The organism is Streptomyces sp. NPDC033270 (genome assembly GCF_055576575.1).
Map to the genome: position 1 here is coordinate 15,049 of NZ_JBVIRA010000019.1, position 14,616 is coordinate 29,664.

At 73.9% G+C, this 14,616-nt stretch carries 8 protein-coding genes; 3 read left to right on the forward strand and 5 right to left on the reverse strand.

The annotated features are described in order from the left end of the window. Positions 1-309: 309 nt before the first annotated feature. Entirely contained in the window at positions 310-1,881 is a 1,572-nt protein-coding gene (locus tag ACZ5XZ_RS24715; RefSeq protein WP_468981575.1) for an FAD-dependent monooxygenase, read from the forward strand. A 464-nt stretch (positions 1,882-2,345) separates the two neighbouring features. Then, the gene (locus tag ACZ5XZ_RS24720) at positions 2,346-4,001 is read left to right on the forward strand and encodes a CDP-glycerol glycerophosphotransferase family protein (RefSeq protein WP_468981577.1); all 1,656 of its coding nucleotides are present in this window, start codon (positions 2,346-2,348) and stop codon (positions 3,999-4,001) included. A gap of 21 nt (positions 4,002-4,022) precedes the next feature. Here the strand turns inward: ACZ5XZ_RS24720 and ACZ5XZ_RS24725 are convergent, their stop codons facing one another. The 5 genes from ACZ5XZ_RS24725 to ACZ5XZ_RS24745 all read right to left on the reverse strand — a co-directional run bounded on the left by ACZ5XZ_RS24725 (position 4,023) and on the right by ACZ5XZ_RS24745 (position 12,669). Further along, a complete protein-coding gene (locus ACZ5XZ_RS24725) occupies positions 4,023-6,149 on the reverse strand; it encodes a hypothetical protein (protein ID WP_468981578.1) in 2,127 nt (708 codons plus the stop codon). Positions 6,150-6,405: 256 nt separating this feature from the next. Then, positions 6,406-7,170 (reverse strand): helicase-associated domain-containing protein, encoded by a 765-nt coding sequence (locus ACZ5XZ_RS24730; RefSeq protein WP_468981831.1) that lies wholly within the window; start codon positions 7,168-7,170, stop codon positions 6,406-6,408. A gap of 377 nt (positions 7,171-7,547) precedes the next feature. Further along, the gene (locus tag ACZ5XZ_RS24735) at positions 7,548-8,336 is read right to left on the reverse strand and encodes a hypothetical protein (protein ID WP_468981581.1); all 789 of its coding nucleotides are present in this window, start codon (positions 8,334-8,336) and stop codon (positions 7,548-7,550) included. 14 nt (positions 8,337-8,350) lie between these two features. Next, complete coding sequence (locus ACZ5XZ_RS24740) at positions 8,351-9,802, reverse strand: SWIM zinc finger family protein (protein WP_468981583.1); 1,452 nt, start codon at positions 9,800-9,802, stop codon at positions 8,351-8,353. Further along, a complete protein-coding gene (locus tag ACZ5XZ_RS24745; RefSeq protein ID WP_468981585.1) occupies positions 9,799-12,669 on the reverse strand; it encodes a DEAD/DEAH box helicase in 2,871 nt (956 codons plus the stop codon). The genes ACZ5XZ_RS24740 and ACZ5XZ_RS24745 overlap by 4 nt, the downstream gene beginning before the upstream one ends. 337 nt (positions 12,670-13,006) lie before the next feature. On the opposite strand from ACZ5XZ_RS24745, the gene ACZ5XZ_RS24750 reads away from it, so the two are divergent. Then, positions 13,007-14,500 (forward strand): UvrD-helicase domain-containing protein, encoded by a 1,494-nt coding sequence (locus tag ACZ5XZ_RS24750; protein ID WP_468981587.1) that lies wholly within the window; start codon positions 13,007-13,009, stop codon positions 14,498-14,500. Positions 14,501-14,616 lie beyond the last annotated feature (116 nt).

A 14,616-nucleotide genomic window follows, 5' to 3' on the forward strand; every position in this document is an offset into this window, starting at 1 on the left:
CCCCCACACCCCCCCCCCCCCCCCCCCCCCCCCCCCCGCCCCCCCCCCCCCCCCCCCCCCCCCCCCCCCCCCCCCCCCCCCCCCCCGGGACCCACAGTTGGCACGACCACTTCCACCGGCACCTCTGCGCATCCTGCGGACCGCGTCCGCGTCCCTGCCGTCCTCGTTGACGGCCTCGTTCACGGCCGCCACCGACGCCGTCATCGCCGCCGCGCGCCGACACTCCCGACCGCATGCGGCACCGCCCTTTCTGGACGAGTCCCGCTCCCACCGGGAGATCGTGCGCCGCCGCCGAGAAAGGGACTGTTCATGAACTCGTCGAGCAGTACGAGCAGCAGCGGGCTGCAGTTCACCCACCCGCACCTCGCCGTGGTGCTCGGCGGCGGCTTCACCGGCATGCTCGCCGCCGCCGCACTGTCCGCATACGCCGATGTCGTCGTCGTCGAGCGCGACCGGCTGCCGCGGACCCCCGCCCTCCCCACGGACCTTCCGCAGGCCAGGCACGCCCACCTGCTGACAGCGGACGGAGCCCGGCTGGTCGACGCCCTGCTGCCCGGCAGTGCCGACGGATGGCTGGCCGAGGGGGCCCGCCGGATTCCGCTGCCCGCGGAGCTCGCCGCCGGCTCCCCGCAGGGCTGGTTAGGCCGGCGCCGCTCGCCGTATCTGGTCGCCTGCTCACGCGATCTGCTCGACCGGGTCGTGCGCCGGCAGGTGCCGGCCCTCCCCGGTGTATCCGTTCTCGACGGCACCGAGGCGGAGGAGCTGACCGGCACCGCGGAGCACGTCACCGGGGTGCGCGTACGGGACACCACAACCGGCGAAACGTATCGGCTGGATGCCGACCTGGTGGTCGACGCCACCGGCCGGCACTCCACCACCCGGGACCGGCTCTCCGCGTTGGGCCTGCCCGCCGCGCGCGAGGACGTCTCGGACCCCGGGATCGTCTCGGCGACCCGTATCTTCCGCGCCCCCGAGGGCACCGAGAACGTGCCGGTGCTCACCTCCCGTTCGGCCCTCACCACCCCCGGTCCCGGTCGGCGCGCTCCCGGGCGTCCGGTCCCCGCGAGGACGGCCACACTGGTGCCCATCGAGGGTGGGCGCTGGCTGGTCACCCTGACCGGCACCGGGGACGAACGCCCGACCGAACACGCCAACCGGTTCGTCGCGTTCGCCCACCGCACGGGCAACTCCGCCATAAGCGACCTGATCGCCGAAGCCGAACCGCTGAGCGAGGTACGGCTGGCCCGCGACACGTCCAACCGGCGGCGGCGCTATGAGCAGCTGCCGTCCTGGCCCACGGGGTTCATCGCGCTCGGCGGCGCCGTGGTCTCGCTCAGCCCCGACTTCGGCCAGGGCCTGTCCATCGCCGCCCACAGCGCCGCCGCGCTGCGCGAGACGCTGCGCCGGCACGGGATGGACGACGCCGGCATCGCCCGGAAGGTGCAGCGCGCCATCGGCCGCATCGTCCAGGAACCGTGGTCCCTGGCCACCGGCGAGGACCTGCACTACCCCGCCGCCGGTCGCGGCGCCGTCTGCCGCGCCTATGTCGATGTCGTCGCCCCCTGTGCCCGTACCGCTCCCTTCCCGCACCCGTCGGCCGCGCTCGGCCTGCTCCGGGCACGGACGGCTCCGATCCGCCCGGCGACGGGCGGCGCGCCGGACTGGGAGGAGGAGTCCCCGATAGCGGTCCCGGCCCCCCTGCCGGCGGCGGCCGAACCCTCGTCGGCGACCGGCCCGCGGTCCGCCTCGGCGTCCGGTGCCACCCCCACTCTTGCGGCGCTGCCCGGCGTCTCCAGGCGTCGTCCCCGCACGCTCGGCTTCGGGCCGACGGCTCTGTGGCGCTTCAACGGGGCAAGCCGTCGGAAGCCGGGAGACGACTAGGGCCGGTCCGATGGGTCAGGCCCCAGAACGTTTCCGGCCACGGCCACCGGACGCCCCTGGGGCCGTGGCCGGACACACCCGGGGCATGGCCGCGAGCCCGTCCGCGCTCCACCCGCCGCACCTGGTCGCCTGCGCGGAGCGCCGCTGATCTACCGTAGGGCGCCGAAGACCGCCGGGATCACCATCAAGGGGTTGCGGAAAGCCGTGACACGCGCTAATCAGCATGCCCGCGAGCCGCGAGCCGCGAGCCGCGAGCCGCGAGCCGCGAGCCGCGAGCCGCGAGCCGCGAGCCGCGAGCCGCGAGCCGCGAGCCGCGAGCCGCGAGCGGCTGTGCGGGCGGTTGCGGCTGTGCGTGTGCCGATGGCCGCGACACCAGTCACGGCCTCATACCGCCACTGCGGGTACCCGTCGGCGAGGACCCCGAGCGCTGGCTGACGTTCGCCGGCGAGCGCATCGTCGTGGCGGTGGCGCGCACCGTCACCTCGACCGTCCGGGTCCTCGACGCCCTGCGCCCGGTGCTGCGCGATGACCCCCGCGTCTCCCTCGTCTTCGCCTACGACCCCACCTCCGCGTTCAACGACGGCGTCCACGCCCTGCTGGAGTCGGTCGGCGCCCGCATCCTGCCCTGGCACCAATTCGCCCGTATCACCCCCGACTTGATCATCACGGCGTCCGAGAACGCCGATCTCACCGCTTCACACCACACCGCCCCCGTCCTGGTCCTCCCCCACGGTGTCGGCTTCCACAAGGTCGTCCCCGACTCCCGCAGCGACCGGGACCGGCTCGCCGGGGTCGTGCCGGACGACCTGCTGCGCAGCGGCCGGGCCCGGCTCGCCCTCTCGCACCCCGACCAGGCGGCCCAGCTGGCCGCCGCCCACCCCGCCACCGCCGGCCACACCCTCCTGGTCGGCGATCCCTGCTATGACGCACTGCGCGACGGACGGGATCTGCGCGCCGCCTACCGCAGGGCCCTCGGTGTCCCGGACGGCAACCGCCTGATCATGCTGAGTTCGACCTGGCGCGACCGTTCGCTCCTGGGCCGGGATCCCGCGCTTCCGGCCCGGCTGCTCGCCGAACTGCCCATGGACCACTACACCGTCGCCCTGGTCACCCACCCCAACATCGCCTCCGCCCACGGCCACCACGCCGTCCGTTCCCTCCTCGACTCCGCCCATGACGCCGGGCTTTTGACCATTGCGCCGACGGCGGGCTGGCAGGCCACGCTGGTCGCCGCGGACCTTCTCATCGGCGACCACGGATCGGTCACCTTCTACGGCGCCGCGCTGGGTACGCCCTTGCTGCTCGGGGCGTTCAGCGAGGAAGAGGCCGTGGCCGGCACCCCCATGGCCGAGCTGGGGCAGATCGCGCCCCGGCTCGCCGCCGACGCGCCGCTCCGGCCGCAGATCGAGCAGGCACTCCATGCCCTGCACTCGGCCGGCGACGGCACCGTCGCCCGCCTCCGCAAGCTCGGCGAGAGCGCCTTCGCCGCCCCGGGCCGGGCCCTGGGCCTGATCCGGTCCGCCGTCTACGACCTCTTGGACCTCCCCGAACCGACCGGTCCCCCGCCCCCGCGCCGGGCCCCGGAGCCTCCCGTACCGCAGGACCACCCGGCGAAGGTCACCGCGACCTACGTGACCACCTCGATCGGCGAGGGACCCGACGGACCCCGGGTGTCGGTCGAGCGCACCCCTGCCGTCGTCGACTCCTTCGCCGTCCCCGAGCGATCCGATACTCCGGACGGCCCCTTCCGTCATCTCTCAAGCGCCGACGACGAAGGGGACCGGCGACTGTCGGAGAGCGCCTCGGTCCTGGTCCGCCGCGAGCCGGCCGCTACCGCCGTCGCCGCCGACCGATGGATCCAGGACACCTTCGCCCGTTACTCCGGCTGTCTGCTCGCCGCCGCCACCGTCGCAGGCCGCGGCTGCCGCATCGGGCTGCGCGACGGCCGTACGGTCGAGGTGTGCGCCACCGGCCTCATGGCCGACCCCGCCGTGCTGGCCGGCATCGTCTACACCCTTCTGCGCTCCCGACGCCCGTTGGCCGGCATCGTCACCCTCGCCCTCGGCAACCGCACGGAGGACGCCTCGCTGCGCGTCGCCCGGCACGGCCACGGTGCATAGCCATAGCCCCCTTCTCCCCCGCTACTCAGGCGTGTGCTCGGGCTCCGTCAGCCGTCGGCGCAGCTCGACGGCGCGTGGCCCGCCGCCCGCCTCGTATATCTCCAGTGCCCGGGTGAGCAGTTGACGCCACCGCTCACGGTCGCCGCGCTCCTCGGCCATCTCGGCCAGTGCCTCGCACACCGGGGCCTCGTAGTGGACGGCTCCGCGCTCACGCAGCATCCGTACGGCCTCCTCCAGTGCCGCGACCGCCTCATCGGTGTGCCCCAGGTCCCTCCGCACGCCCCCGAGGGCAGCCAGTGCACGCGCCCCCATCCGGCGGTCGTCGATCGCCATGAATCCGTCGTAGGCGTCCTGCAGCGTGGCGAGCGCGTCCTCGGTGCGTCCGACGGCGTGCTGTGCGCAGCCCATGAAGTAGCGGCCGATGGCGATACCGCGCTCGTCGTCCGCGGCGCGGTAGAGCGTCATCGCCTCCTCGTATGTCGCCACGGCGCGTTCCGGCTCGCAGCGGTCCCAGTACCGCCCGTAGAACTCGCGGGCGGAGGCCTGCAGCAGCGTATGGCCGGATTCGTCGGCCCGTGCGATGGCCGTTTCGAGTTCGCTGCGGGCCCGGTCCAGCTCGTCGCGGTCCATCAACGGACGCGAGAGGAGCGAACGCAGCCGGGCTTCGGCGGCCGGATCACCGTCCGCTGCGGCCTCCCTGGCACCGAGTTCCCCGGACGCGACCCAGTCGTTGAGGTATCTGCGGTTGAGGAACAGCGCGGTCAGCGCCTCGGCCAGCTCCCAGGCCAGGCGATGCCACCGACGGTCCGCGGCGGCCCGCTGGACGGCCAGCAACTCGCCGCGCCAGGCATCCAGCCACTCCAGCGCTTCCTGGCGGTCGCGGAATCCGAGTCTCCGGTCCGCCCCTTCCAGGTGCTCGACATACCCTCCGATGCGCATCCGGCGACCCATGACGGCCAGGTCGGCGTGCGCGGCCCGGGTGAGCAGATGGTCCACCACCCGGCGTACGACGGCGGTGCGCTCGGTTTCGGTGTCCTCGGCGGCCGCCTGCTGCCTGGCGTGCAGTCGCACCAGGTCGTGGAAGTCGTACCGCCCGTCCGCCGCCACCGTGATCAGGCTCGCGGTCTCCAGGGCTTCGAGCTGCTCGGCCGCCTCAGGGCCGGTGATCCCGGCAGCGGCGGCGGCCGTCTCGGTGTCCCATCGGCGCCCGGGGTACAGGCCCAGCACCCGGTACAGCCGCGCGGTCTCCTCGGACAGCCCGGCATACGCCACCGCGAAGACCGCCGTCACGACCCGTTCGCCTCCCCTGCGCAGGGCATCCAACCGGCGTTCGTCATCGGCCAGTTCATCGGCGAGCGCCTCGACCGACAACCGTGGGTGCGTCACCAGCCGCGCGGCGGCCACGTGCAGCGCCACCGGCAGCCCGCCGCAGCTCGCCACGATCCGCTCGGCCGCGGCCGCCCCGTCCGCCATGATGCGCTCCTCTCCGCACAGGCGCTGGAGCAGTTGCAGGCCGTGTGCGCCGGTGAGGGGTTCCAGGGGCAGCAGACGCGCCCCCACCATGAGCAGCTCACCGAGCACGCCCTGGCTCGTCGCCAGCACGACGCTCCCCGGTGCCCCCGGGATCAGCGCCTGTACCTGCGCCGGCTCGGTCACGTCGTCCAGGACCACCAGCACCCGCTTGTCGGCCGTCCGGCTGCGGAACATCCCGGTCAACTCGCCGAGGGTCCCCGGCAGGTACTGGTCCTCGACTCCCATCGCCCGTAGGCAGCGGCTGACACCGGCCGAGACGTCCCCGCCGACCTGCGCCCTCAGCTCGGCGAAGTCGACATAGAACTCGCCACCGGGGAACCGGCCGCGCTCCCCTTGCGCCCACCTGTGCGCCGTCGCGCTCTTGCCCACCCCCGGCAGACCGCTGAGCACGGCCACCCCGCCGCTCACCCCCACCGAGCCGCTGATGGCCTCGATCACCGGCTCGCGGTCGACGAACTGGACGACTCCGGCAGGCACCTGCCGGGGCACCGGAACCTCCGGCCGCTTCACCTCGAAGTGCACCCCACCGTGGATCGCCCCGGCCTGCACGACCGGACCGTACGCGCTGCCACCGAACTCGTTGTGTACGCCGTCCCCCACCCCGTGCTCCCCCACGTCGACCTCGTCCTTCCGCCTCGGCCGGTCGATCCGCTAGGACTTCCGGATTCGACTCCGCACTCCAGAACGCTACTTGACGGCACCGACAACGCGGCCGCGATGCCGGCGGGAACCCACCGTGTCTGACGACTCCTCGATCAGATCCGGTCAGCGGAGGAGAGAAGAGGGGGAAGAGGAGGAGAAGAAATCGGCCGCGGGGCGGCGCGCAGTACGCCTGGCCGCCCACGCCATCGGCCACCCGGCCCGCCAACGGTCACGTACCGCTGGTCGCGGCAGTGTCCTGGTGGTCCGGCGAGACCTCCAGGAGGCGGCGCGCGAGGGTGAGGGGGGCGTGCGGATCGCGGGTGGGGGCGGGGGCCTTGGTGCGGTGGGCGGGGAGCCGTTCGACGGTGGTGGCGCCGGTGTCGGATTCCAGGGCGGGTGCGTAGCCCGCGGCGCGCAGGGCCTCCAGGGTGGCCGCCGGCGGGCTGCTGCTGACCAGGACGGTCGGGGCGATGGCCCGTAGTGCGAGGGCGTGCAGTGCGCGGTGGGCGGCCAGCTCCTTGACCAGGCTTTCGTCGTCGGAGCGGATGCAGCAGCCGGCGGGCAGGACCCGCATCCGGCCGTGGGCGCGGGCGGCGTCCTGTACGAGGTAGCGCAGTGGCTGCGGCAGGGTCCCCGTCGTCGAGGCGCGGGTGAGGTCGTCGAGGAGGGTTTCGGCACTGTGGCCGGCATCCAGCGCGCGACGCACCGAGGCGGGGGTGAAGCGCCAGGTCACGGCGTGCCCTTCGGACTCGCGGTCGGCCGCGGAGGCGAGCAGGCCGTCGAGCCCGGCGGCGGGGCGGCCGGGCACCACCGCGGTCAGATCGGCCTGGAAGTGGGCCTGTTCGAGCAGCGGTGGGAGCAGGTCGCCGAGCGGTTCGTCGAGGGACCGCGGGTCGGCGAGCAGCGCCCGGCCGAGGGGGGTGAGGGTGCCGTGGGCGACCAGTCCCAGGTAGGCCGCTTCGTGGAGGGTGTGCGCGGCGCGTTCCTCGGCCATCGGCTGCCCACTGACGGCGAGGGGGCGGTGCCAGTCCGCCGCCGCGAGGAGGCTGCGCAGCGCGGCGTCGGTGCGCGGTGTGGCCTCCGGTCCGGGAGATTGGGGGTGCGGCAGGGGCGCCAGGGGTGCCCCTGCGCCCAGGGGGACGGCGGCCAGGGCGGCGAGGAGGGCGTACCGCAGCGCGGGCGCGTGCCGGTCGTGGCCACGGACCAGCGCGGTGGGGGTTTCGCCGAACGGGGTGTGGGTGGGGATGGCCCACAGGGCGGACCAGGCGGCCAGGAAGGGGGCGAGGCGCCGGCCCGGCGGGAGGAGGAGCCAGTCGTCGTAGGCGCCGGTGGGCAGGGCGGTGATGCCGGCCGGGGTGCGGGTCAGCGCGATCAGGTCGGCGGCGAGGGCGAGGTCGAGGAGGAGGCGGGTGTGCGCTTCGGAGGCGCCGGCTGCCTTGGCGAGCCGCTTGATCTCCCGTACGGCCAGGCCGCCCGCCTTGCGCAGCGCGGCGGGCTGCGTTGCCAGGGAAGCCAGCAGGCGGTCCACGGTGGCGGCGAGGGTCGCGGCGGCGGCCCGGGACTCGTCGTGCAGCGAGGTCGCGGGACCGCTGTGGCGGGCGTCCCGGGGTCGGCGGTGTCGTCGGGAACGAGCTCCGGGGCGTGCGCGAGGAACGGGCCGAGGTCGTGGGCGGCCAGGAGTTGCGGGGCGCGCGGCGGGACGACGACGCTGCCGTCCTCGGTCGGGGCGGCCAGTCCGTCGTCGTAGAGGGCGCGCAGGCCGGCTTCGGCGGCGCTGCGCGCGTGCCCGGTGGCGCCGAGGGCGGTGAAGACGTCCTCGGGCGGGACGGGGGCGGTGGCCAGTTGGGCGAAGGACAGCCGGTGCGCCATCAGGGACTGGTAGTCGGCGCCCGGGGCGGGGGCGGTGGGGCCGTGGGCGTCCCGTGCGGCGCGTTCCTGGCTGATGCGGGCGGTGGCGGCGAGCACCTGCAGGCGGGGGTGGTCGAGGTGCAGCACCAGGTGGTGGAGGGTTTCGTAGGACCACAACGCGCTTGCCAGACCGCGCAGTTCGGTGGGGGCGGGGCGGCGGGCGAGCGGCTCGGCATGGCGGGTGAGGAGTGCCGCGAGCTGCTCGGGGGTGCGCCGGGCGAGGGATCGGGTGAGTGTGTCGAGACCTTCCACGGCCTTGAGGTTAGTCATCGTGCGAGCAGGGTGGTGAGGGCGCCTACGGGGTCGGGGTCGGCCGGTCCGGTGGGCCACCAGTCCTCGGCGCCTGGTTCGGATTCGTAGGGGTACCAGCGGTTGTCGTGGCCGAAGCGGAGCTGGATGCCGCGGTCGGGGTCGGTGAGGTGGTTGTGGCGGGGGCGCAGGGCGTGGAGGTCGGCGGCCAGGAGGGCGCTGCGGGCCCGGTCGAAGTCACCGGCCGGGGGGTCCCAGGTGGTGTCGAGGAGGGCGAGGCCTTCGGGGCCGCCCTGGCGCCAGGCCGCGACGGAGCGGGCCACGTCCGTGGGCGTGCGGCCGGTCGCGGCCGCGAGGTCGCGGTAGAGGGCCCGGGTGGTGGCGGTCAGGCCGGCGGTGGGGTGGGCGGTGGCGGCCAGGCGGACGGCGTCCTGCCACGGGGGCAGATCCGGGAACGGGCCGGGGAGGGCCTGCCGCCCGTCACCGGGGGCGGGTGATCCGGCGGCGGATACGCAGGCGTGGGCGCGGGCGGCGGCGTCGGCGGCCAGGAATTCGAGGGTGGCGGGGTCGAAGGGGAGGTCGTCGCCGTCCGGCAGGGCAGGCGGGTGACCTGGCTGGGGCGGCACCGGCAGGGGCGGTGGGAGCGGCGGCCGGGGGCGGTCGGCGAGAGCCGTACGGGCGGGGACACCGGAGGGCGTCGGCGTCCTGGGGGCAGCGGGCTCCTCGGGCACGGCACCCGGGGCCACCGCGGCGGGGCGTTCGCCCTCATCGACTCGTGCGGTCCCTTCGGACACCTGCCTGCCGGTGGCCGGTGTGGTGGGGGTGAGGGTGTGCGCGCGGGTTTCACGGGCGGTCAGGGCGGCGTTGCGGCGGGAGAGTTCGTCGAGGAGTTCGCGTTCACCGCGGCCGCGGATCAGCAGCAGGACGAACGGGTCCGTGTCCAGGAGCCTGGCCACCTGGAAGCAGAGCGCGGCGGCGTGTTTGCAGGGCCTGCCGCTGTCAGGGCACGAGCATCGGGGAACGAGGTCGCCGGGCCCCGGGAGGAGGCGTACCTCGCCTTCGGCCAGGGCGCTGGGCAGCTGCTTGGCCAGCAGGGCGGTGAGCTGTCCGGGGTCCGCGGCGATCGCGTCCAGGAGGGCCTCCCACTCCTGGCCGGTGAGGGTCCTGAGGCGGATCTCTGCGCTGTAGGGGCGTGGCCTGCTGCCGCGTACGGTGGCGACGATGCGGCCCGGTGTGATGTTGATGGTGTCGACATGGCCGGCGCGGGCGTAGGTCCGGCCACGGGCGAGCCGGGCGCTGTCGAGGGCGGCGCTCTCCAGTGCGTCCAGCCAGGCGCTTCCCCACCAGGATTCGGCGAACAGCCCCCGGGCACCGGTCCGGACGGGCAGCGGCGGGAAGGTGCGGGTGCGGTCCGCGCGGGCCTGGTGGTCGGCCGCTGTGGCGCGCCCGGAGGTGGGGCGGCGGTTCATCCGGGCCTCCTGAGGGAGACGAGATCGGCCAGTTCCGCATCGGTCAGTTCGGTCAGCGCGGTCTCCCCACCGGAGAGCACCGCGTCGGCGAGCGCCCGTTTGGCGTGGAGGAGTTGGGCGATGTTGTCCTCGACCGTGCCCTCGGCGATGAGCCGGTGGACCTGGACGGGCTGGGTCTGGCCGATGCGGTAGGCGCGGTCGGTGGCCTGCTCCTCCACGGCCGGATTCCACCAGCGGTCGTAGTGGATCACATGTCCGGCGCGGGTGAGGTTCAGGCCGGTGCCGGCCGCCTTCAGGGACAGCAGAAAGACCGGGGCCTGGCCGGACTGGAAGCGGTCGACCATCTTCTCCCGTTCGGCGACGGGGGTGCCGCCGTGCAGCAGCTGTGTCGGGACGCCTCGGGCGGCGAGGTGCCGTTCGAGCAGCCGCGCCATGCTCACGTACTGGGTGAAGACCAGCGCGGCGCCGTCCTCGGCGAGGATGGTGTCCAGGAGTTCGTCGAGGAGTTCGAGCTTCCCGGAGCGGGCGGCCAGCCCCGGGGCGGCCTCCTTGAGGTACTGCGCGGGGTGGTTGCAGATCTGCTTGAGGGCGGTGAGCAGCTTCATGACCAGACCGCGGCGCGCGATGCCTTCGGCGGTCTCGATCCGGGCGAGGGTCTCGCGGACGACGGCTTGATAGAGCGCGGCCTGTTCGCGTCCCAGCGCCACCGGATGGTCCGTCTCGGTCTTGGGCGGGAGCTCGGGTGCGATCCCCGGGTCGGACTTCTTGCGCCGCAGGATGAACGGGCGCACCAGTCTGGCCAGCCGCTCGGCCGCCTCCGGGTCCTCGCCGCCCTCGACCTCACGGGCATGCAGCGCCCGGAACGTCTTCAGGGGGCCGAGGAGGCCGGGGGTCGTCCAGTCCAGCAGGGCCCACAGCTCGGAGAGGTTGTTCTCCACCGGCGTGCCGGTGAGGGCGATGCGGGCGGGGGCCTTGATGCTGCGCAGCGCTCTGGCCGTCGAGGAGCGGGGGTTCTTCACATGCTGGGCCTCGTCGGCGACGACCCATGCCCAGGGCCGGGCGGCCAGTTGGGCGGCGCTGCCGCGCATCGTCTGGTACGTCGTCAGGACGAAGCCGCCGTTCAGGCCGTCGAGGCTGCGGCCGGTGCCGTGGAAGCGGCGTACGGGCGTACCGGGCGCGAAGCGCTCGATCTCCCGCTGCCAGTTGCCGAGGAGGGAGGCGGGGCAGACCACGAGGACGGGTTCGGTGGGCCGTCGGTGCAGATGGAGCGCGATGACGGTGACCGTCTTCCCCAGGCCCATGTCGTCGGCGAGGCATCCGCCGAGGCCGATCGAGGTCATGGTGTCGAGCCAGGTCATGCCCCGTAGTTGGTAGTCGCGGAGGGTCGCCCGCAGTCCGGGCGGCTGGGGCAGCGGGCGCGCTTGGTCGGTGAGGCGGCCGCGCAGTGCGGCGAGCGCTCCGAGTGGCACCACCTCGACCGGTTCGCCGTCCACCTCCGTGGTGCCGTGAAGCGTCGCCGCGAGGGCGTCGACGGGCTCCAGATAGCCCAGTTCGCGCCTACGGGCTTTGCGTACGAGCCCTGGGTCGACCAGCACCCACTGGTCGCGGAGCCGCACGACGGGGCGGTGCGCCTCGGCCAGGGCGTCCATTTCCGCCTCCGTGAGGGGCGCCCCGTCCATCGCCAGTTGCCAGCGGAATTGCAGTAGTTCACCGGAGTCGAAGAAGCCGAAGCCGTCCGCGGCGGAGCCCGGTGCGGGGCGCAGCACCGCCGCCGCGGTCAGCCCGCGGGCCAGCTCCCTGGGCCAGTGGACGGCCACGCCCGCGGCACCCAGACGAGGCGCGGCCTCGCCCAGCAACTCGTACAACTCATCCTCGCCCAGAGGCAGTACATCGGGGACCGGGCGCTCCAGGAGGCGGGTGAGCGGGGGCCAGACGCGGGCAGCGCGACGCAGCGCGAGGAGCGTGTCGATACGGGAGCGGGGCCCGAAATGATCGGGGCCTTCGCCCTCCCACAGGGCGCGGGCGTCGGCCACCAGGGTCGGATCGGTGAGGCTGTGCACCTGCAGGACGGCGGCCGCCGCGCTGCGCTCCTCGGCGCCGCCCGCCCCGCTCTCGTCCCGGATGTCGAAGAGCCGGTGCGGTGCGAGGTCCAGGCGAAGGGAGAGCCGCACCCCGGCGTCGACGCCCGCCGCGACCTCTGCGGCCCACTCCCGTGCGCCGGGAATGTGCTGCGGCTCGCTCGCGGCGAACGGGGCGCCGGCCACCAGTCCGGCGGCGGGGGTGCGCGGCAGCGCGTCGATGACCGCGTCCACATAGAGCCGCACCAGGGCCGCGGGGTCGTGCAGCTGGAGCGGGCGGCTGCCGGGGAGCGGCACGGGGTGGGCCTCGGCGGGCATGGCGGCGGCGATGGCCCGGAGGTGCGCGACGTCCTCGGGGTCGAGCGGTCCGGCGCGCCAGGCGTCGGTGTCCTCGGCGGTCAGGCCCGGCAGCAGTCTGCCGCGCGCGGCGAGGTGCAGGGCGTGCAGAGTGGCCGCGCCCCAGCAGGCGGCGGCCGGGGCGGCGGCCGGATCGTGCCGGGCACGGACCAGCAGCGGCACGGCCTCGGCCAGCGGGAGCAGCACGGCGGCTACCGTGCGACTGCGGGCGCCGTTGCCGTGCCGCCGGGCAACGGTCAGCTGTACCCGCTCCAGCGCCTGCCCCTCGCCCGGAGTTCTTGTCCCCTCTCCCCCATCGCCTTCGGGGAGCGGACCGCCGTCGGGCCGCCAGAGAGCGATCTTGCCGGCGCGCGGCGGCTGGGCGGGCAGGAAGGCCACGGCGCAGCCGGCCACGGCAGCGGCCCATCCGCCGCGCTCCCACCGCCTTGTCATGCCATCCCCTGATGTCTGGTCGTCCTGCACTGCCTGCCGTGGCGCCCGTCGGGCCGGCTGCACGCGACCCGCTCCGGCGCGCCCGACCTGCGAGTCTACGGTCGTACGCACCACGTCTCCCCTGCCTCCTGCCTCGCACCCGACGAGCCGCCGTGGCGATCTGCCGTCTGCTGCCGATGGAAGCAGACGGCACTGACAACGCACCCGCCCCGCGCTCCCGCGCGAGAGGGCGGAGTTATCCACAGGTCACGAAAAGCCTCTTGCGCTCACCCCACTTTCGATTACATTGAGTGACGAAATAACTCTCAGTAATCAATCGACCTCGGCGAGGAGCATCATGCACACCCCCACGCCCGAACAGACCGCCGCGGCGGAGGCCTTTGCGACCGGCTCCCATCTCGTGATCCAGGCCGGCGCCGGCACCGGCAAGACGACGACCCTCGCGATGCTCGCGCACTCCGCGCGGCGACAGAGCAGGCTCGGCCGCTACATCGCCTTCAACAGAGCAGTCGCCCGCCACGCCGCCCGGGAATTCCCCGACGAGGTCGCCTGCGGAACGGCGCACGCCCTCGCCTACACCGCCGTGGGCAGGGGCTACCAGGCGCGGATGAACGCCCCTCGGCAAGCGGGGTGGCGCACCGGCGCGGCCCTGGGCATCGACACCGGCATGTCCCTACGCATCGGATCACGCAAGGTCGACAACAGAGCGCTCTCCTATACGGTCCTGCGCACCGTCACCCGCTTCTGCCAGTCGGCCGACAGCCACATCGCGCCGCACCACGTCCCGTCCTTACGCGGCGCCGAATCCGAGCCGCTGCACGCTCAACTCGCCGATCTCGTCCTGCCCTACGCACGCAAGGCCTGGGCCGACCTCCAGCATCCGGACCACGGCGTCGTCCGCTTCGAGCATGATCACTACCTGAAGATGTGGGCGCTGCGCGAGCCGGTCATCAAGGCGGACTTCCTGCTGCTGGACGAGGCACAGGACACCAACCCCGTGGTCGAGCAGGTCTTCACCGCTCAGCGCGACCACGCACAGCTGGTACTGGTCGGGGACTCCGCCCAAGCCATCTACGGCTGGCGCGGCGCGCGCGATGTGATGTCCGGATTCGACGGCAGACAGCTCAGCCTCTCCCGCTCCTTCCGTTTCGGACCGGCACTGGCAGCCGAGGCCAACCGCTGGCTGGCGATCGTCGGCGCGCCGATCCGGCTGACGGGTTCCCCCCACCTGGAGACGGAGTTACACAAGGTCCGCGCCCCCGACGCGATCCTGTGCCGGACGAATGTGGGGGCGATGGTGGAGGTGATACGGCAGCTGGACGCGGGCCGCCGGGTCGCGCTCGCGGGCGGCGGCGAGGCGCTGAGCGCGCTCGCACGCGCCGTACACGACCTGGAGGCCGGGCGCCGCACCGCCCATCCCGAGCTGATGCTCTTCGAAACCTGGGCGGAGCTGCGTGAGTACGCAGAGTTCGACCCCGCCGGCCGCGATCTGCTGCCGCTGGTGGAGCTCGTCGACGAGCACGGCACGCAAGCGCTGCTCCAGGCCCTGGACCGGCTCTCGCCCGAGACTTTCGCCGAGGTGACGGTGTCCACGGCACATCGGGCCAAGGGACGGGAATGGGCGAGCGTGCGCATCGCAGACGACTTCTCCGCCCCCGACGATCTGGACGAGCGAGGCGAGGACGGTGCGCCGGTCCCCGGGCCCATCGACATCGACGAGGCACGCCTGGCGTACGTCGCCGTCACCCGAGCACGATCACTGCTCGACATCGGCGGGCTGTCCTGGATCAACAGCCACCCTGCCGGCGACCCACGCCGCGAGCACGACTGAACGGGAGCGGGTGGTGTGGAGCGGGTGGCAGGGAGCGGATGAGCGGGAGGGGGCGGTGGAGAGCGAATGAGCGGGAGGGGGTGGGAGGGAGGGGGATCAGAGGGGGCGAGGCGTAA

What these genes read in the sequence shown, in the direction of transcription:
- ACZ5XZ_RS24740 (WP_468981583.1), bottom strand. Translation starts at nt 9,802, where the DNA reads ATGAACCGCCGCCCCACCTCCGGGCGCGCCACAGCGGCCGACCACCAG.
- ACZ5XZ_RS24715 (WP_468981575.1), top strand. Translation starts at nt 310, where the DNA reads ATGAACTCGTCGAGCAGTACGAGCAGCAGCGGGCTGCAGTTCACCCAC.
- ACZ5XZ_RS24730 (WP_468981831.1), bottom strand. Translation starts at nt 7,170, where the DNA reads ATGGCCGAGGAACGCGCCGCGCACACCCTCCACGAAGCGGCCTACCTG.
- ACZ5XZ_RS24745 (WP_468981585.1), bottom strand. Translation starts at nt 12,669, where the DNA reads ATGACAAGGCGGTGGGAGCGCGGCGGATGGGCCGCTGCCGTGGCCGGC.
- ACZ5XZ_RS24750 (WP_468981587.1), top strand. Translation starts at nt 13,007, where the DNA reads ATGCACACCCCCACGCCCGAACAGACCGCCGCGGCGGAGGCCTTTGCG.